This window comes from Porticoccus hydrocarbonoclasticus MCTG13d (genome assembly GCF_000744735.1).
In the GTDB taxonomy this organism is placed as follows: Bacteria; Pseudomonadota; Gammaproteobacteria; order Pseudomonadales; family Porticoccaceae; genus Porticoccus; species Porticoccus hydrocarbonoclasticus.
This window is the reverse complement of sequence record NZ_JQMM01000001.1, coordinates 1,793,349-1,813,451: the sequence shown is the minus strand read 5'-3', so window position 1 is coordinate 1,813,451 and position 20,103 is coordinate 1,793,349. Positions and strand designations below refer to the sequence as shown.

The 20,103-nt window shown below is 50.5% G+C and carries 16 protein-coding genes; 8 read left to right on the top strand and 8 right to left on the bottom strand.

Annotated elements, in window-relative coordinates:
- Window positions 1-84: 84 nt before the first annotated feature.
- From U740_RS08635 to U740_RS08615, 5 genes are all read left to right on the top strand, one after another.
- Window positions 85-1,581, top strand: coding sequence for a phospholipase D-like domain-containing protein (locus tag U740_RS08635; protein ID WP_235189847.1), 1,497 nt, complete (start codon window positions 85-87; stop codon window positions 1,579-1,581).
- Between the two features lie 222 nt (window positions 1,582-1,803).
- Complete coding sequence (gene doeB2 / locus U740_RS08630; RefSeq protein WP_036860218.1) at window positions 1,804-2,988, top strand: N(2)-acetyl-L-2,4-diaminobutanoate deacetylase DoeB2; 1,185 nt, start codon at window positions 1,804-1,806, stop codon at window positions 2,986-2,988.
- An 18-nt stretch (window positions 2,989-3,006) separates the two neighbouring features.
- The gene (locus U740_RS08625; protein WP_036860216.1) at window positions 3,007-4,284 is read left to right on the top strand and encodes an aspartate aminotransferase family protein; all 1,278 of its coding nucleotides are present in this window, start codon (window positions 3,007-3,009) and stop codon (window positions 4,282-4,284) included.
- Window positions 4,281-5,537 (top strand): ectoine hydrolase, encoded by a 1,257-nt coding sequence (gene doeA, locus U740_RS08620; protein ID WP_036860215.1) that lies wholly within the window; start codon window positions 4,281-4,283, stop codon window positions 5,535-5,537. Before U740_RS08625 ends, doeA begins: the two co-directional genes overlap by 4 nt.
- A gap of 7 nt (window positions 5,538-5,544) precedes the next feature.
- Entirely contained in the window at window positions 5,545-6,906 is a 1,362-nt protein-coding gene (locus U740_RS08615; RefSeq protein ID WP_036860213.1) for an NAD-dependent succinate-semialdehyde dehydrogenase, read from the top strand.
- Window positions 6,907-7,523: 617 nt separating this feature from the next.
- On the opposite strand, the gene drt3b is transcribed toward U740_RS08615, so the two are convergent.
- The 7 genes from drt3b to U740_RS08580 form a co-directional block, all read right to left on the bottom strand.
- Complete coding sequence (gene drt3b / locus U740_RS08610; protein ID WP_051921336.1) at window positions 7,524-9,590, bottom strand: antiviral reverse transcriptase Drt3b; 2,067 nt, start codon at window positions 9,588-9,590, stop codon at window positions 7,524-7,526.
- Complete coding sequence (gene drt3a, locus U740_RS08605; protein ID WP_036860211.1) at window positions 9,583-10,929, bottom strand: antiviral reverse transcriptase Drt3a; 1,347 nt, start codon at window positions 10,927-10,929, stop codon at window positions 9,583-9,585. Before drt3a ends, drt3b begins: the two co-directional genes overlap by 8 nt.
- Before the next feature lie 333 nt (window positions 10,930-11,262).
- Entirely contained in the window at window positions 11,263-11,859 is a 597-nt protein-coding gene (locus U740_RS08600) for a 3'-5' exonuclease (RefSeq protein ID WP_036861718.1), read from the bottom strand.
- Window positions 11,860-11,864: 5 nt separating this feature from the next.
- Window positions 11,865-12,569 (bottom strand): RES family NAD+ phosphorylase, encoded by a 705-nt coding sequence (locus U740_RS08595; RefSeq protein WP_036860210.1) that lies wholly within the window; start codon window positions 12,567-12,569, stop codon window positions 11,865-11,867.
- Window positions 12,566-12,967 (bottom strand): MbcA/ParS/Xre antitoxin family protein, encoded by a 402-nt coding sequence (locus tag U740_RS08590; RefSeq protein WP_036860209.1) that lies wholly within the window; start codon window positions 12,965-12,967, stop codon window positions 12,566-12,568. The genes U740_RS08595 and U740_RS08590 overlap by 4 nt, the downstream gene beginning before the upstream one ends.
- Before the next feature lie 324 nt (window positions 12,968-13,291).
- A complete protein-coding gene (locus tag U740_RS08585; protein WP_036860208.1) occupies window positions 13,292-13,927 on the bottom strand; it encodes a hypothetical protein in 636 nt (211 codons plus the stop codon).
- 664 nt (window positions 13,928-14,591) lie between these two features.
- Window positions 14,592-15,515, bottom strand: a complete 924-nt coding sequence (locus U740_RS08580; RefSeq protein WP_036860206.1) for a LysR family transcriptional regulator — start codon at window positions 15,513-15,515, stop codon at window positions 14,592-14,594.
- A gap of 119 nt (window positions 15,516-15,634) precedes the next feature.
- On the opposite strand from U740_RS08580, the gene U740_RS08575 reads away from it, so the two are divergent.
- From U740_RS08575 to U740_RS08565, 3 genes are read left to right on the top strand one after another with little or no spacing between them, the layout of a single operon-like run.
- Window positions 15,635-16,276 (top strand): NAD(P)-dependent oxidoreductase, encoded by a 642-nt coding sequence (locus U740_RS08575; RefSeq protein ID WP_036860205.1) that lies wholly within the window; start codon window positions 15,635-15,637, stop codon window positions 16,274-16,276.
- A gap of 30 nt (window positions 16,277-16,306) precedes the next feature.
- Window positions 16,307-17,329 (top strand): cyclase family protein, encoded by a 1,023-nt coding sequence (locus U740_RS08570; RefSeq protein ID WP_081890893.1) that lies wholly within the window; start codon window positions 16,307-16,309, stop codon window positions 17,327-17,329.
- Entirely contained in the window at window positions 17,329-18,294 is a 966-nt protein-coding gene (locus U740_RS08565) for a DMT family transporter (protein WP_051921333.1), read from the top strand. The genes U740_RS08570 and U740_RS08565 overlap by 1 nt, the downstream gene beginning before the upstream one ends.
- A gap of 212 nt (window positions 18,295-18,506) precedes the next feature.
- Here the strand turns inward: U740_RS08565 and guaA are convergent, their stop codons facing one another.
- Entirely contained in the window at window positions 18,507-20,081 is a 1,575-nt protein-coding gene (gene guaA, locus U740_RS08560; RefSeq protein ID WP_036860204.1) for a glutamine-hydrolyzing GMP synthase, read from the bottom strand.
- Window positions 20,082-20,103 lie beyond the last annotated feature (22 nt).

Below are 20,103 nucleotides of genomic sequence, written 5' to 3'. Positions count from 1 at the left end.
CGAACCCTCAAGGCTAACGTAATATCAAACCGCCACCCCGACCATGGGGGCCTCATTCCGACAGCCGCCATACCTGAGCCACAAATGCCTAAAGACATACTGAACAAGGCACTACCAGCCAAATCGATAGCTTTTATGCAATTGCTTCAATTACACCCGGTGGCCTGGCTGATTGGCATTTTGCTGATCGTCTACTCAGGCACGTTCGTCTGGCATGTTTACAAGCCGTTGCCATACGGCCTGGATACAGGCTATCCGCAGCGCGAGGCAAATGATGTCGATTTTCTGATCGATAGCACCTGGCTCGACGCCGATGGTCAGCAGCATCAGCGAAGCGAGATCTTCGATACATTGTTAGCCCTGATCGATAACGCCGAGCAGTTGATTGTGCTGGAGATGTTTTTAATCAACGATTTCGCCGGCCGCACTGACGACGGATATCGCGCACTCTCCGGCCAGGTGTTCGAGCGATTGCTAGCCCGACGGCAGGCCCGCCCCGATATGCAGATTATACTGATTATCGACCCCTTCAACCGGCTCTACGGCGGCGTCGAATCCGACCGTCTTGATGCGCTGAAGGCCGCGGGAATCGACGTTGTCGAAACCGATCTTTCGATGCTGCGCGACTCCAATCCACTGTGGTCAGCGGCCTGGCGAATGTGCTGTCAGTGGTTCGGCAACTCTCCGGGGGGCTGGCTGCCCAACCCGGTCGGCGAAAAACCGGTTAGCCTGAGGACCTGGCTAACCCTGCCCAATTTCAAAGCCAATCACCGCAAAGCGCTGGTCGTCGACCGGGCCGGGCAGCTTCGAGGCTGGGTGTCGTCCGGTAACGCCCATGATGCCAGCAGCCGACACAGCAACGTAGCTCTGACTTTCTCGGGCGCAGCTGCGGCTGATCTGCTGGCCAGCATGCGTGCCACAGTCATGCTGTCCGGTCAGGTTCCGAACTGGCCAAATCAATGGACACCGCCCCGTGAATCCACTACCTCCGGAGCGACGATACAGGTCCTGACGGAGGCGGCTATTCGCGATGCAGCGCTAAAACAGATCGGACGGGCCGCAAGCGGTGACCGCTTGGACGTGGCCATGTTCTACCTGGCCCATCGCGAATTGATCGAGGCCCTGATTCGGGCTCACCAGCGCGGCGTACAGTTGCGCATTCTGCTCGATCCCAATGAGGATGCCTTCGGGCGCAAGAAGAATGGTGTACCCAACCGACAGGTTGCCAGCGAGTTGCACGCAGCCGGCATTCCATTGCGCTGGTGCAACACAAGTGGCGAGCAATGCCACTTTAAATACATGCTGCACCGGGGTGGTGACGACCAGCCGGTCTGGCTAATGCTGGGTTCCGCCAATTTCACCCGGCGCAATCTTGACAATTACAACCTCGAAACCCAGGTCGCCCTGCAGACCGATTCCGAACATCCCGCCGCCCAACGCGCTCTGGCCTTTTTCGATCAGCAATGGAACAACACTGGAGAGCAATTTCACAGCCTGCCGTATGAAGCGTACGCCGATGAATCCGCCCTCAACTACTGGCTTTATCGCATGATGGAAGCAAGCGGACTATCAACGTTCTGAGACCTATTCAGCTGTCCTCGCTAAAGCCACAGCTTCATCATCTTCGTTAAATTCAACCCACAATAGCGGGCAATTATTATTGCAAAAAAACGGCTTTTTCATGTCAATCAATCAACATGACTGAAAAGCTGATGATTTTTCTTGCAATGCGCCGATTTTTTTTACAGTGTGAAGTTGCATTATCACCAAACCGTGATGTGCGAGCCACAATAGGGGGGGGCCATGTCAGATAGCTGGCAGGAAACCATCACCAACGCAAAAATGTTGCGACGGGATTTACACGCGCATCCTGAGTTGGGCTGGCAGGAATACCGTACCGCTGATCGTATTCGCGAGACGCTCAGCAGGTTGAATATTGCCTGGCGCGCTTGTGCCGGCACCGGCACCCTGGCCTGGCTGAACTCGACAGGCAAAGGCCCGCATATTGCGCTGCGCGGTGATATTGATGCGCTGCCTCTCAGTGAAAACAGCCAAAAAAACTGGACTTCCCAACAGCCCGGCTGCATGCACGCCTGTGGGCATGATGGTCACACCGCAACGCTTATGGCCGCAGCCCACTGGCTGAAAATGCAGGAATCTGTATTGCCAGGACCGGTGACCTTGATTTTTCAGCCTGCGGAGGAAGGCGGTCATGGTGCGCGGGAAATGATCCATGATGGCGCGTTAGACGGTATTAATGTGATTTATGGTTGGCACAACTGGCCGGCGATACCATTTGGCAAATTGGTCTGCCCCGATGACATTGTCATGTCTGGAAATGGCACATTTGAGCTGATTATTAACGGCTTGGGCGGTCATGCCAGTCAGCCTGAGTTATGCCGGGATCCAGTGCTGGCCGCCAGTGCCATCACTTTAAACTTGCAGCAGGTCATCAGCCGGCGTCTACCCCCGCAACAGGCCGCAGTATTAAGTGTTACGTCTATTGAGGCGCCCAGCGCACCGACCGTTATACCGCAACAGGCCAAAATTGGTGGCAGCATCCGCGTTCCCGATAAAGCCACGCGCGAAACACTCAACCGCCTTATCACTGAAATCAGTCAACAAACCGCGATCAGCTATGGCGTGCATTGCGAGGTCAATATTTATCCGCGCTATGAAGCGACCACCAATCACGCCCTGCCCGCTTTGCAGATACGTGAACAGTGGAAGACCTTATTCGGCGCTGATGCCCTGTATAGCGATATTCGCTTGCCAATTATGGCCTCCGAAGATTTCAGTTATTACCTGCAGGAAATCCCCGGCGCTTTTGCGCTGATTGGTAGCGATGATGGCCCTGAACATCAGGCACCGTGCCACAGTCCATACTATGATTTTAACGACCGGTTGATTCCTTTGGTCACGGCCCTGTTTGCACGCCTTTGTGGCGCACCTGTTCCGGAGGATCTGTCCAACGTCGGCAAGGCGTAAATACGTAAGGAGAATTAGATGAGCATATTTGAACAAAGAGAATCGGCAATTCGGGCTTATTGCCGAGTGTATCCGGTAGTCTTTGATAAGGCGTTGAATGCCCGGCAAACTGATGAAAATGGCCGGGAATATATCGACTTTTTTGCCGGTGCCGGGGTGCTGAATTTTGGCCACAACAATCCGCGAATGACCGAAGCGGTGATTGCCTACATTCAATCGAACGGTGTCACCCACAGTCTCGATATGCACACCACTGCCAAGCGGCAATTTATGGAACATTTCACCAAGACCATTCTTGAACCGCGTAAAATGCCGCACAAAATGCAGTTTATGGGTCCGACCGGCACCAATGCCGTTGAAGCCGCCATGAAAATGGCCCGTCGGGTAACCGGCCGGCAGGATATTGTTGCTTTCAGCCATGGTTTTCATGGCATGACCCTGGGAGCGCTGAGTGCCACCGCTAACCAGCATTTCCGTAACGCGGCCGGTGTGCCACTGACCCATGTTCAACATTTCCCATTTGGTTGCGAAACCGTCTGTCCCGGCTGTGAACTGGGTTGTGGCATGCAGAGCATCGAACAACTGCGCGCTATTTATGCTGACAGCTCCAGTGGTATTTCACCGCCAGCAGGTTTTTTACTGGAAACCATTCAGGCCGAAGGTGGCGTCAAGGTCGCCGATAAAGGCTGGTTACAGGCCTTGGCCAAACTAGCCAAAGACGTCGGCGCCCTGCTGATTATCGATGATATTCAGGTCGGCGTCGGTCGCACCGGTTCGTTTTTCAGTTTCGATGATTTGGATGTGGATCCCGATATTATCTGCCTTGCCAAAGGTATCGGCGGTCTGGGTACGCCAATGGCCATGAATCTGGTCAAACCCGAACATGACCAGCATTGGTTGCCGGGCGAACATACCGGCACCTTTCGGGGCCAGGATATTTCCTTTATCGCCGGCGATCAGGCACTGACGTATTTTGACGACGATGAACTGATGCAAACCGTTAAAGCCCATGGTGCCATGATGGCAGATAGCCTGCAGCCATTGGTGGATCGGCATCCGCTGGTGAACCTGACTGGCAAAGGCATGATCCTGGGCCTCGACGTCGGTAATGGTGATCGCGCCAAACAAATTGTCAGTCAGTGTTTTGAATCCGGTCTGATGATTGCCAGTTGCGGCACTGGCGGTCGGGTAGTGAAATTGATACCGCCATTGACCACGCCCAAAGCTGATTTGGAAGAAGGGCTGAAAATCCTCATTAAAGCCACCGATAACGTCATGATGCAGGAGCCGGCATGAGAAAACGCGATGATATGACCTTTCCTTTTGAGGAATATGCGCGACGATTGCGCGAATTGCGTGAGCGGATAGCCGAGCGCCACATGGACGCGGTGGTAATTTCCGATCCGGAAAACATTATGTATCTGACGGATTATCAGACGACGGGTTATTCCTTCTTTCAGGCCCTGGTCGTGCCACTCGAAGATGAGCCGTTTATGATCACCCGGAAACTGGAAGAGTCGAATATCACGGCCCGCACCTGGGTGGAAATCACCCGGCCGTATCCGGATACCGGTGATGCGATTCAAATGCTGGTCGATGCCTTGCGTGAATTTGGTCTTGATAAAAAACGTATCGGCTATGAGCGCAACAGCTACTTCTTCCCGGCGTATCATCAGGATTGCATTCACAACACACTGACCGATGGTAAATTGCTGGATTGTTTTGGCATTGTTGAAGAGGGACGGGTCTGCAAGTCGCCGGTAGAGATTGCTGTCATGCAAAATGCCACAAGAGCTACCGAAGCGGGCATGCAGGCGGGTATCGATGCCACGGAAGCTGGTGTCACTGAAAATGAAATTGGTGCGGCGATAAGTTCTGCCATGTTTAAAGCTGGCGGAGAACCACCGGCCGTGATGCCTTACGTGACATCCGGACCGCGCACCATGATTGGTCATGCCACATGGGAAGGTCGCGTGGTGCAACCCGGCGAACATGTGTTTCTCGAAGTCGCTGGCTGTTACCGGCGTTATCACACAGCGATGATGCGCACCGTTGTGCTGGGAAAACTCAGTACATCAATGTACAAGGCCCAGGAGATCATGAAAATGGCTCTGGATGTCGTACACAATAAATTTCAGCCGGGTATGACGGTGTCCGATGCCGATAACATGATCCGCAATATCATTACCAAAAATGATGTGGGTGCCCGGCTGGTGACCCGCTCTGGTTATTCGATTGGTATCGCCTTCCCACCCAGTTGGGATGAGGGCTATATCGTCAGCCTTAAGCAAGGTGAATCCGCAGTACTAAAACCCGGCATGACCTTCCACATTATTCCCTGGATGTGGGGTGTCGATGGCGATAAAACCTGCGGTATTTCTGACACCATCTACATTACCGAGGATGGCTGTGAGTCTTTCTTCACAATGGATCGGGATTTTAGCGTCAAACCGACAAACAGCAGTAAAAAACTGCTGAGTCTGGATAGCGCGCGTCACAACGAGGCCACCACAGACGTTAAAAAAACCACCACCAAACACCCTTCCTGAGGACATTATGCTAGTAGCAACCAATCCCTATAACGGACAACAGCTCGGAGGTTTCCCCTCGCTTGATAAAAATCAAATGCACGCTCGCATTGGCGATGCAAGTGCCGCCTTTGCGAAGTGGCGTACCACGAGTTTTGCCGAGCGTGCCAAAGTGCTGCAAGCCGTGGCCAAACAATTGCGCGCCGAAAAACAGGACATTGCCGAGTTAATGGCACTGGAAATGGGCAAACCCATCAAAGAAGGTATGCCAGAAGTCGAAAAAGCCGCGACCTGCGCCGAGTATTACGCCGACCATGCCGAGGCCTATCTGGCCGACGAGACCCTGCCATCCGATGCCAGCCTGAGTTATGTGACCTACCAGCCACTCGGCACCCTGCTGGGTATTTTGCCGTGGAATGCACCGTTATGGCTGGCCTTTCGCTATTTGGCGCCGGCACTGATGGCTGGCAATACCTGCGTGATGAAACATGACCCGCATGTGCCGCGATCTGCCCAGGCAATTGCCAACGCATTTTTAAAGGCCGGTGCGCCGGATAATATTATGGTCAACCTGCCACTGGAAACACCGGAAGTGGAACTGGCGATTCGCGATCCACGCATAGCGGCAGTGTCGTTTACCGGCTCCAACAGCGCAGGCAAAAAAGTGGCAGCCATAGCCGGTAGTGAAGTTAAGCCCTGTGTATTGGAACTCGGCGGTTCGGATCCAGTACTGGTGTTAAACGATGCCAATCTCGAACAGGCGGCGGATATTATCTGCCTGTCGCGGATCATTAATGCCGGCCAGTCCTGTATTGCCGCCAAACGGGTAATCGTTGAGGCGGATGTCCATGATTGTTTTATCGAGCTGGTCGAACAGCGACTTGGCAAGTTACGGCTTGGTGACCCCCTGCAGGCCGACACGGATATCGGTCCAATTGCCCGTGAGGATTTACAACTGAATTTGCACCGCCAGGTCGAAGAAACGATCGCCGCCGGCGCCAAATGTCTGCTTGGCGGTCACTTGCCGGAAGAGGCCGGGTTTTTCTATCCGGTGACATTACTGACTGGTGTGACACCCACCATGTGCGCCTTTCAGGAGGAAACTTTTGGACCCGTGATGGTGATCATCAAAGCAGATGATGTCGATCATGCGCTTGAAATGGCCAATGACACTGAATATGGCCTGGGGGCCGGGATCTGGACAGAAAACGCCTCGCTGGCAAAATCACTGGCTTTACAAATCGACTCCGGCCAGGTGGCCATTAATGGCATTGTTAAAACCGATCCACGACTACCCAGTGGCGGCATTAAAGGTTCCGGTTATGGCCGTGAGCTAGGGCCGCAAGGCATAAAAGAATTTGTTAATGCCAAGCAGATATGGATTAAGTGAATAGTCCAAAACCGGCGGTGAATACCAAGTGGTGCTGCTAAACGATCTGGTAAAAAAGGCCGTGCTCATGGGCGGTGTCTGTATCCGTAAAAGCCACTGACGTGACAGGCAAGCCTAGGATCAGAAAAGTCGATGGTCAAAATTGGCGTTTTATGGCACTGCTGCTCCCGCAAGTTGTTACGGGGGGCATTGTGCAAGAATTAGAGGCGGTAGACGATGGGAAATCTATTCGGTGGGTGGGGTGGTTTTCTAGTTGTTATTTCAAGTCTGCGCACGGAGGAAGAGCGAATAGAAAAAACCCCGAGATTAATCAAGGCTTTAGTTCGCAGTCGGCCAATAACAGACATTTAATTAAGTAAACTGTCCCCGGAATTCTGAATACAAATGTGATCAAGACACTGGGGTAGTACCGGCTACAACGCCATTGACAAACCGAGTCTCGAAGCGAAACCAGCTTGGTCATCAGTAAAACTGCATTTTTTGTGGCGCCAGAGTGGGTGGGGAAGACGGCCCGCTCCTGCACGTCTGGTTACCCAACCCCCAATTGATATAGGAGTCGTGAAGGCGCTTGTGTGTGGGCTGCCAACAGCCATTAAGGGTAGAGCGGTGCGCCACGCCTAATATACTTCACGACTGCGCTTGGCGTCTAGCTCTTTACCGAGATCGAATTTGTCTCCCCATGCCGTAAACCAGTGGTCATTGGTCTTCTGAATAGCTGCAAGTGTTGTGGCATCCAGCCCGAAAATCTGGCCTATCGCGTCCTTAGTAGCGATGCTAATGTAGGGGCATACAATCAAATCCAATAGAAGGATCATGGCTTCCGCATCATTGTGGCAATGCGCTCTCATATACTCGAGCTTACGAACGATGTGCTCTTCAGTGAAGGCCTTAAGTTTCGCATAGCGGACTTTATCCTTTATGTAAGACAACAGCACCGTAATGGAAAAATGACTCATGAATCCGACACGCTGATACTTGTGCGTAGCCTCTTCCTCCGTAATGAGAAAATGCCGCAGCAAGACTGACTCAGGTAGCCAATACTCTCGCCCGATTTGCGACAAAGAAATGAGAAGATATAAGCTTTCGACTTCACAATGAGCTTTCATCGCGTTTTTTTCCAGCTGTTGCAATACATTGTCATGGACATATTTGAACAGCAAGTGCTTCAATTCATAAGGAAGTGAATTAACGCAAAGAAAGTCAATTGAGGCTGTAATCATCCGGCAAAGCCGAATCGTATGATTTACGCGCGGGTTTGCAGAATACACAAAAAATGCGAACTCCATAATAGCCAAAAGCGATTTAAGTAGCTGCTTTTGATCATGTATTGTTTTGTCACACGCCAGATAGGATTGAAAGAGTTTTTCGATTTTGTTTTCGGTAATAGCGAGAGTGTAATTCAGTAGCTCGCCGTAGGTAACAGACGTTTCTTTAATTACCGTCTTGAAGCGAATGATGAGCCGATTTGAATTTACGGGACATGCGAGCTTTATAGCCCCTGCCTCCTCAGGGCCCTCTACAACATCTTCAGTGGCCGGATTGATTTCGTTATTCAGTAGCGTTGATATGCGATTCTTGGCAATCGTGATTTCGGTGATGATGGGCTTTTGATAGTGCTTAATCTTGGAGGTATTAATACTTAACTTATTGACCTTCAAAAAAACTTGCAGCGTTTCTATAATTTTTAACTGTGTAGACTCCTCATTGTAAAAAACAAAGTAGTCATCAACGTAACGAAAAATCTCATAATCAATTTTATGCGTAAGATTAGAATCTTCGGACAGACGCTTCGAAAGCTCGACATCGACCGCCTGCAGGATAATCTCTGAAAAAATTCGGGAGAATTCTGGCCCGATCACAATCCCGTTGGTTTCATTGTGATTAAGGTTCTGCATCAATGTATCGAACAATCCACCGAACGTATGTTTGGATTCCGATAAACTGAACTTTGTCTGCGACTTGCCGAGCACAGCCCAAGGTAGAGAGTGAGTATAAATACTGTCAAAGCATTTATTTACGTCTATTTGGACCATCGCGTCATATTTTTTCTCACATCGATGATATTTGTACGACTCAAAGAACTGGTGAATATTGCGGTACTTTTTGTAAACAAAATAAGAGCCAAGCTGTTCATATTCCTTGTCTTCTTCTTCCACACCGGCGACGGAATCCAGCTTTTCCTGATGCAATCTGTCATTGAAATATGCATGGCGAGATACCGAAACCGGCCGCCGAATCGAGAAGTCACTTACAGAAGTGTAGTAAACAATTAGCGCGCTTTGCGCCGCATAGAAACTCGCGACCGCAACCTGATTGCGAGGATGCACGACACTTAGGGTTCGACCGTCGAGATTGTGAGAAATCTGGAAATTAAAAGGTATTGTTGTCATATTGCATTTTTTCAAACGAACATACCTACGCGTCTTCGTCCTCCCCCATTCGCTTAAAATTTCGGTTTTAATCGAGCCCACGTCTTCGATGCCAAATAACAGTTGCATTGTTGCATCTAGATCATTGGCATCTGAAACCCAGCGAATATATCCATCATCAATCTCTATATCGTGATCTCTTAAAAATCGGTAAAAACCTCGATTGGAGAAGGTCGGAGGCACCTCAAACGGCAGCATATCTGTTAGAACAGATCGCTGCTTTCTATGGGTGAGAGTGGCTCGTCGTTTACTCATATTTCCAAGCCTTTACTATCGTTTGCAGCTCACGCGAATTGAAATTATGAAAACGCCGAGTCTTAAAACCATCCGTGAACCTGTAAGTTTTGAGCCGCTTCCGAAGACTTGCACGCTTAATCTTCGCCACACGTTTCTTCAGTAGTTTATCCAGCATCTCGAAACTAGAGAGATCGTTTGCAATGGAGTTGTTGTAATATATCCCCGTTACCGCCCGTGACTTGCTATTCGAAAGGCGAGTGTTACCTGTTAGAAACTTTATTCGCGATACAAGAACACGATAAGCCCGCCTGGAGTCAGTGGAGCAGTTTTTCCAGTAGTCTTCAAATGCAGCGTTCATGCGGTTCTTATACTTCAGAATTTTCGCAGAACTGGCTTTAATTTGGCACTGGCCAGGCTGGACCAGAAATCGATAGCCAAGGTACTCGAACTTCTTCGGCTCCTGCCTCTTCAAATCAAACTCATAAGTCTTGTCCAGATTGTGTGTCAGACCATTTTCTGCAAAAACTTTGATGACGTGATCTTTATATGAGCCAAGATCCGTGCCAGTGGGAGGACGTGCAAAGATTGACACTACATCATCGACAAAACGGCAGTAAAGAATAAGCCCTGGAATGGCGCGAATTGCCTTGTCAACTGGACGCAAGTAGAGTTCAGCTAAATAAGCGCTGATGCCTACACCCCGAGGAATACCGGTGGATGTTCCGGATAGAACCCCGTAGGAATCCAATACCTGATTAATGAACTTTTTTGAGGAAGGGCTTAGGAGCTGATCCTTATCAAGTTTCTTGGTGAGCCTCTTTCTGTCAATACTTTCGTAGAACGTTGAGATGTCTGTCCGAACCATCTCAAAAGGAAATTTTGTCCCGACGGTATCACGCACTTGGCATACGAGATCGTGGCGATTGGCCTGTTTGACGCCATAAATCCGGTAGATATTACGCTGAAGCTGTTTGATGACAAAAAAGGTCTCTGGCTTCGAGTCTATACAATAAACGGGCTTTCCCTTGGGCCCGCCCTTTTGGCTAAGTTCGATTTTGAAGCTAGGCTGCAGTACTTTGAGGCTAATTTCATTCATTTTCTCGTCAATCGCAGCGGACTTTGTTGCTTTCAAATGAGCGAGTTCAGCCTTTAGATCGTCTAGTTGCTGCTTGAAATCTTCGGCATTGAGGCTGGATTCCCTTGATCGATGCGCACGAATCTCCTGCACCTTGTTGCGGACAGCAAGAGTATGGGGCTCAAGATCGGGGAAATAGAGACCTGCAAGATCAAGACCCTTCCGGTTTTCACTATCATAGATACGGCGGAAATTTTCCGCAGTGAACATCTGATCAAGCATCTACAGCTTGCCTCCATTAATAAGCCACCCTTTGTCTAGGATGTACATGCGCCCTAGCCGTTTGGCCTGCGAGTATTCCGAGAACTGCCCAACACCAATTCTCACTAAGCCGTATTGTCACACACAGATATTCTTTTGATGTTGTAATCGACTAATTAGTATCAAACAGCACTACACAAACCATGTATCCCAAAGCAAAGCACACCACAAATAATTTCTATCGCCACTCGGAACTCATTTGTGGGTATTCTCGCGGTACCTTACTCAATTAGTATCTGCTTCGTAGTCGTAACCCGACACATTGAGTGATTTTCAATCCTAATGACTCAAGATTTAAAGTAAATCCATATCGCCATTGCGTCTCATTATCTCTGTAACTTGAGCAGCTTGCTGGCTATCTATCTCTGCTCCATGTATTCCACTGCTCTTTTCTCTGAGGTTTTCAACGCCCAACACTTCCGTCAACGTATCTAACGACGGTCCTCTGTGGCTGCATGGGAGATTCAATGCCTGCGCCCAGGGAATGGCCGCTTTTTGGCTGCAAAATACACCTTGAATTGGCGGCATTGGCAAACCGTATCGGGCGATATGATCCAGTAGGATTGGCCAGTCAAAACTGGCATTGTGAATGACGATTAGCTGATCTTTCAGGTATTCGGCGACCTTATCCCACTGGGATTTGAAGGATTCAAATTCGACAGCCTGTTCGTTGGTAATGCCGTGTATCGACTGTGCTTCTTCTGAAATGCGTTTTTGCGGTCGTGTTTTAAACTCTACAGATTCCGCTATCTCACGGTTCCTCACCACGGTGAGGCCAAGTGTCACGATATCCGGTAGGCCATTTTCGTCGGGGAGCCCGGTGGTTTCGGTATCAAGGACGATGTAATCGTCCGGCAGTTGCGTGAAGATCCATAGCAGCTCTTTATACATTGCCATCACCTCCTGCCACTGCCGCCACTATTACCATCGAGGGATTCAACGTTGACGACTGCCCCCTGGTCATAGTGGTAGCGCAGATAGCGCCAGTGGATCGCATCGGACAACACTCGGGCACGCATCACTCCGTAGCACTCCCCTTCCGCTCTCACGCTTTGGTAGTGAACACCAAAACTTTTGGCATCACGCAATGCGTAACCCAGTTGCTGAGCTTCGCCATACTGGTCGGGATCGTAGATCCCGTCTCCGGCCAGGTGACGTACATCGTGAAGGGTGGTCGGCCCCAACTGTGCGCGAATCACGCGCATCTCCTGGGTGGTCTTGTCGATTCGGGATTCACGCAGAAAGCGCGCCCGGTGGAAGGACGATTCAGCAATGGCGACCGCCTCATCGGCAGCGCAGTAATAGATACCGAAATCCCGGTTGAAGCGACCGCCCCGTCTGTCCACCGGAAGATGAGTGAAGGTAGCCATGATCCAGGAGGCACCGTCGCCATAGACCCTGTCTTCCGGCGGCACCAGGCGAATATCGCCGACTTCATCGCGCAGTCGGGGGTTGGTCAGGGACTCCACGGCATAGAGCACCTCCCAATCCTGTGGATTGGAGACGCGCTCAAACAGGTGAATCTGTGGGTAGCGCGCCAGGATGACCCGATAGACCGGTTCATTGACCTCGCTACTGGGTAGCGTATTAATAGCAATCACCAGCCACCCCGCTCCGCATCAAGGAAATTCCTAACCACCGCCAGGTCGACCACATGGCCAGCCAGCAACCGGTCCAGCGGTGCGGTGCCATTGAACAGCGGATTGTCGTTAGGTGTGTCCAACCATTTGTCGGCCAGCGACTGATCGGGCAACAGGATTTGCAGGGACTTGTAGATCCCCAGAATGTAACTGGTCCGCTCCAACAGGTCTCGCGTCAGCTTTGCCTTCTCGGGTTGGCTCTTCCAGTTATAGAGGGTCTTCTCGTTGCTGAGCCCCAGCAGGGTCATCTGCTGGGCGCCGGTCAGACGCCATTGGCTGAAGATATTGAAAATCGCCGGCAGCAGTGAACGGGTGACACTGGAACCCCGTTGCAGTAGTTGTTCGGCCTGAGCGCTCATGATTTCCTCCTAAGCAGCATTAAGACTGTATTTTTACAGTGCTTAAATGCAGCCTAGCAGACTGTAATAGTACAGTCAATTAACTCAGAAACACTTTTTCAAAATCAATGTGAGAGTACTGGTAACAGGGAAGGTAAATATTCGTTACCTGCGCATGTCAGCTTATTGCGAGGTCAGGAAAAGAAAAGCCCAGCTAGGTCGGTTCTGGCACCAAGCCAGTTCTCTGCACCCTGCTCACTCAGAACATCCGCATAGGCAACTGTAAACGGGCTTAGCAGTAAGAACGTGCATAAAAATATTCAAGATAATGCATCAAAATAATCCTTATTTATTGAGCGTTATCGTCTCGATAATTTTATGATTTGTCGGGGCTTCCGGCTTTCCTCTCACAGCACTGAACATGACGTTGAACTTATACGAGCAATCTTTATCGCGTGGTTCGCCGTATATAACATTAATGGTAAGTGCGCTGCCGTATTTACAGCCAACTCTGACGCCCTCTGGTGTGGAGCCTTTGCAATATTCATTGATGCGGGATTCGATCGTATCCTTATATGTCCAGCCTTCCCAGCTTCTGTTTTCATCATGTGCCTGTAGCGTCGAAGGGCCGTCAGTATAATATTCATACGCAAAGCTTCTTGGCTTTCCCGTATTATCAAATGTCAGTCTCGCCAGTTTATCACCGACCTTATGCAGAGAACCTTGATCGTTCGTGGCATAAGTCTGCATTTGTTTTTTTCTGGCGGCACAAGGCATCTTTGATCTTTGTTTGCAGGTAATGTCTTGCAGTCCCAATTGCTGCAACTTATTTGTAATGTCGCCAACGCTTTGATCAAGTGAAATCCCTTCGATCTTTTTATAACATTGCGGGTTTTCTGCAAACGCACTGAACGAAAATGTTGTCATCAACAAAACGGCAATTGTAAATGCTGCAAGATGTTGGGGAAAAAATTTTGACACGTAGGACTCCTCTATTAAATTTCAACTATAGCTGAATCAAACCCGGTAGGCGTACCAAATAACGCGAAGTGGCCTATTAGTTGAAGGCGAAAAGCGCGGTCTTTATCCTTCACTGGCGTAAAATCAAGTCTTTTTTCGTAGCTAGGCTTGAGGCGCTTAATAATGCAAAAAAGGCAAAAGGATTTTGGTCTTGTGTTGAGTTGGGGGTAGTAGGATAAACACCCTTTTCCGAGCCGGTCAACCGGTTATTCACGGGTGGAGGCGGGCCCACTAGCCCGTCTAAATCCTGCTCCATTCAGTCCTTGCCACCGAAATGGCCTCCCGCGCCAGCGCACTGTTTCGAGCCATGCCAGTCAAACGGCCAGCCGCCAATGGCAAAATGCTCGCATCTTTGTAAGGTCATCCTGAGTCTCAACTTAGCCGGCGGCGACCTGACCAAAGCTGGCGGTACTGCGCGCCTACTCTCACTCTATTATCAATACGCATTTTTCATCTTTTATTTTCAATAGCTTATTTTCCTTATAATCGCTAATACCATGAAAAATGCCATGCTCAGAAATTTCTTAAAATTCTTTTACTATTCTCGGATAACTGAGCGCTCGGAAATCAACACGCACTCTCATAAGCAAAACCAGAAACATAATCAGATACCTGACAATCTCAGCTACCGGTCTACTTTAGTTTTTTGATCCCAGCTCGGAGTATCCGAAATATACTCTCTCATAAATTCCACAAACACCCGTACCTTTGGTGAAAGATACTTACGTTGTGGAAATACAAGGTAGATTGATATTTCGGGTAATTCGTAGTTTGTCAAAACAGATTGCAATCTCCCTTCCTGTATATCCCTGCCAACGACAAATGTTGGCGTTCTCGTGATTCCCGCATCATTTAACAATGCTTCCCGCAGTGCCAGGCTGTTGTTCATTTGAATTGATCCAGACACAGAAACCATGCTCGGTTTTTGACCAGGTAACCGAAACTCCCATTCTTTTGCTGAGTCTTGATACTGGTAGGTAATCACATTGTGATCCTCCAGATCTTCGGGAGTGCGAGGTATTCCATAGCGTTTAAGGTAGGCTGGTGATGCCACCACTACATGGCGGCATGGCCCTATTCGCCGGGCAACCAGGGACGAGTCTCCAAGATCTGAAATGCGCACAGAGACATCAAAGCCGCCCTCTATGACGTCAACTTTTCGATCGTCGAGATTCATATCCACGGTGAGTTGGGGATATCGTTCCAGAAATTCTGGTAAGACAGGCGCGATATGCAGCACACCAAAAGACATCGGTGCATTGATGCGCAGAGTCCCTCGAGGCTCCCCCTGCAGTCGTGAAACTTCGGCTTCTGCTTCGGCGATTTCTTGCAGACCCCGCTCGCTGCGCTCATAAAACGCCCGTCCCACCTCGGTCAAGCTGAGCTTTCGCGTCGTGCGATTCAGTAACCGTGCACCCAACCGGTCTTCTAGCCGCGTTACGTACTTGCTGATCACCGACTTCGACAATGACAGTCGCTCGGCGGCCGCAGTAAAGCTGCCACTATCCACCACCTGAATAAACACCGCGATATCCGACAGTGAATCCATTTCCCGCCTCATTAATCAATATTTGTGAACAATATTGTTCCAATTAGCGAGATTATAGAACAAAAGTAAATCAGTAGTATGAAGTCTCAGTAATTGTTCAAACCAAGGAGCTTAATACGATGAAAATTACCATATTGGGTGCAGCCGGAAATGTCGGCCGCCGTATCGTCAATGAAGCCTTGTCGAGAGGTCATGAAGTCACAGCCGTCGTTCGCAGTCCAGAGCGTATTAAAGAGTTACCGGCAGGTACCAATGTCCAAATCGGCAACGCCAGCAATCTTAACGACATTGTCCGACTAAGCGTTGGTCAGGATCTGGTGATCAATGCGACCCGCTCTGCCATCAGCAATGTTGATGAAGTGGTCATGGTGACAAAAACCATTATGGAAGGGCTGGCCCGTACAGGAGTCCGACTAATGATTATTGGTGGTGCAGCAAGTCTTACAGTACCTGGCACTAACGGCAAAAAAGTCATTGATTCCCCTCAGTTCCTGTCCGCATCCCTGCGACACATAGGTGAAGCCAGTTTTGCTCAGTACGAAGCCTGCCTCCAGGAGGTGCGAATCGACTGGAGCTATCTGAGCCCACCGGCCGACCTAAAAGCCGGAAATCGCACAGGCAAATACCGGTTAGGGCGAGATGAATTGATAGTGGATAGCCAAGGCAATTCATCAATATCCATTGAGGATCTCGCGATTGTCGTTCTGGATGAAGCTGAACAACCAGGGCATCACCAAACCCGCTTTACCGCTGCCTACTGATCAGCAATCCAACCAACGAGGACACGCAAAATGAAACGCATCGTCTCACAAGCAATCATTGCTGCCACCTTTCTGACCAGCCTGGCTTTCGGCGCACAGGCTATAGAGAGAAAACCCGGCACCAGCCCTTGGGGGCCGAATGATGAAATTGGCCGCTTAAATCTAATCACTGCTGCATCGCAAGCGGATATCCTCTCACGAGTAACGGGTGGCCCAGTCTATGATTTGTCTGTGGAGTATTTCATGGGCATGCCGAGCTGGCAGGCTGCCGGTGACCCACACTACCGCATTTGGATGACGCATACCCCTCACGGTACTGTCATCGATGATCCCATGGGGGTTGGCACCCGAATGAACGAACACGTCAGCTATACCGGCGCAGCTGTCTCCATGTATACCCATACGGGCACTCATATCGATGCATTGGTGCATTTTGGCCTGGATGGAAAGATCTGGAATGGATTCAGTGCTGCCGATCATCTTGGTGATCGCGGCTGGCGTGTGGGCGGTGCCGAGAATATTCCAACACTCATCGCTCGCGGCGTGCTGATCGATGTCGCAGGTGCCAAAGGACTGGAGATGTTACCCAAAGGCTATCGTGTCACTCGCCCAGACCTGATTCATGCACTGAAACATCAAAACACCACACTCCATCAAGGCGATATCGTGTTAATCCGCACAGGTCGAATGAAACTCTACAACGATACTCAAGCCTATATGGCGAACCCTCCTGGACTCGGACTGGCGGCGGCACGTTTTCTAGTGGAAGAAAACGGTGCCATGGTGGTGGGCGCCGATAATCTGAGTTTCGAGTCTTTCCCCTCTGAACTGGAAACGGATTATGTGCCCGTGCACACCTATCTACTGGCGGAACAGGGTACGCCGATTATCGAACTGGTCTTTCTGGAGGAGTTATCCCGTGACAAAGTCTATGAATTCGCCTTTATCGGTGGATCGCTAAAATTGCGTGGGGCTGATGCCGCTCCGATTCGGCCCATCGCAATACCGCTCGAAAAGTCACAAGAAATAACTGGATTTGGGAGTATTGACTGATGAATATCCTCCCCACCTCAGAATCACACAAGCAACTTCTGCCCTATCACCCGCGCTATGTTGCACCGCTGATTTTACTGCTGGCGGGACTATCACTCGCCATATCAACCAACCTGGCAAAAGTAGCCCTGGGAATCGGCTTCACATCCCTTTCCTACCTTGTCTGGTCACTGGCTGGCGCCTCATTCCTATTGACAACCATGAGCTATTTACGAGGACAATCGATTCAATTAAACCGACAAACCCTCGAATATTTTATCGTCTCGGGCTTTCTTACCACTGCGGCGTCAAACCTGATCTTTTTTTCTGCCGTAAGGCATATGGGCGTGGGTTTTGTCGCGTTGATGATGGCATTGCCCCCGTTACTGACCTATGTCGGAGCCTTGTTATTGCGCATAGAACAATTCTGCTGGTGGCGGGCGATGGGCGTAAGCCTGGCGCTGATCGGAATCGTAGTTCTGGTGATGCAGAAATGGATCTCCCCGAATGCTGATCCAGCATGGATATTAATTACCCTGACTGGCCCCATTCTGCTGGCGATTGGCAACCTCTACCGTACACACCGCTGGCCTCTGGGGGCCAGTGCTGAATCACTGGCTCCCGGGATGCTGCTGAGCGCCCTGACAATACTAATTATTTTCTCATTACTACCCGGCAAGAATCTCAATATTCCCAATGAAGCTCCCCATGCAATGTCACTGATTGGCATTCAGGCCATCATTTTTGCCGCTCAGTTCCTGCTATTGTTTACGCTGCAAAAACTCGGTGGCCCCGTGTTGCTAAGCCTTATGGGTGGCGTGAGTGCCATATTTGGTGTGCCCATCGCAGTGATTCTGTTGGATGAGGCAATAGCTCCTGTGTTTCTCGTTAGCGCTTTATTTGTGGTTGCTGGGATTATCTGTATGTTGCATGGCTCAAAAGCCTGTCAAGGACATACCACATTAGCTGCAGAATATAGAGGTTAATAATTCAATGCATTCACCAGACAAAAAGTTGAAGCTGCACCTCTAGCTCACCTGGGCTGTGCTCGATTTCCCGTACCGCAAGCGCAGCCGATTTTTTCTTGCGGTTGGCACATCACCAAAGATGGCAAGGATCGGTACTCATGGCGGCACAAAACCTCCGTCAAAATCTTTTGGCTGGATAGCCAGTGCCAGACATTGCCTTCGGGTACCGATCACTCCCACTCGATCGTGGCTGGCGGCTTGCTCGAAACATCATAAACAACCCTGGATACCCCACTGATTTCATTAATAATTCTATTGGATACCTGCTCCAGGAGTTGGTAGGGTAAATGCGCCCATCGGGCCGTCATGAAGTCGATGGTTTCCACCGCGCGCAGGGCAATCACCCATTCATAGCGACGGGCATCGCCCACCACACCCACGGACTTGACCGGCAGGAAGACTGCGAACGCCTGGCTGGTTTTGTGGTACCAGTCGGCTTTGTGGAGTTCTTCGATAAAAATGGCATCGGCTTCGCGAAGAATGTCGGCATACTCTTTTTTTACTTCACCGAGAATTCTCACACCCAACCCCGGTCCAGGGAATGGGTGTCGATACACCATGTCGTAGGGCAGACCCAGTTCCAACCCGATTTTGCGGACTTCGTCCTTGAACAGTTCCCGCAGGGGTTCTACCAGCGCCATTTTCATGGTCTCGGGCAGGCCGCCGACATTGTGGTGGGATTTGATCACATGGGCTTTGCCCGTCTTGGCCGCCGCCGATTCAATGACATCGGGGTAGATAGTGCCCTGGGCCAGCCAGTTGACGTCTTTGAGGGTAGTGGCCTCCACATCGAAAACATCGATGAACGTGTTGCCAATGATTTTGCGCTTTTTCTCCGGGTCAGCCTCCCCCACCAGTTTACTCAGGAACTGTTCTTCTGCGTCCACACGGATGACTTTCACCCCCATGTTTTTGGCAAACATGTCCATGACCTGATCGCCTTCGTGCTTGCGCAGCAGGCCGTTATCGACAAAAACACAGGTAAGCTGGTCGCCGATGGCCTTGTGCAGCAGCGCTGCGACCACTGAGGAATCGACGCCTCCTGAAAGCCCCAGCAACACCTTGTCACTGCCGACCTGGGCACGCACCCTGGCAATGCTGTCTTCAATAATCTGGGCGGGTGTCCAGAGTGCCTCGCAGCCACATATATCAAGCACGAAGTGTTCAAACATCCGCATGCCCTGCAGGGTGTGTGTCACCTCCGGGTGAAACTGGACACCATAAAAGTCTTTTTGGGGACAATACATACCCGCAATGGCGCAGGAACCCGTCGATGCCATAAGCTCAAAACCCGCCGGCAAGGTAACTACTTTATCGCCATGGCTCATCCAGACATCGAGCAGTGTGCCCCCGTCATGATCCACATGGTCTGCCACATCCTGAAACAGGCGACTGTTGCCGTGGGTCTTGATCTGGGCATAGCCAAATTCCTGAATCGAAGAGCCTTCCACGGCGCCACCGAGCTGGGCAGCCATGGTCTGCATGCCATAACAGATACCCAGAACCGGGATACCCAGCTCGAAAACCAGCTGGGGAGCCCGGGGCGATTCACCGGCTGTAACCGACTCCGGCCCCCCCGCCAGGATGATGCCTTTGGGATCGAAGGCAATGATCTCGGCTTCATCCATGTCCCAGGCGCGGATTTCCGAGTAGACCCCGACTTCGCGTACACGGCGGGCAATCAACTGCGTATATTGGGAGCCGAAATCCAGTATCAGGATTTTGTGAGAATGAATATCTGTCATAGTCAGTTACCAATCTAAAAGG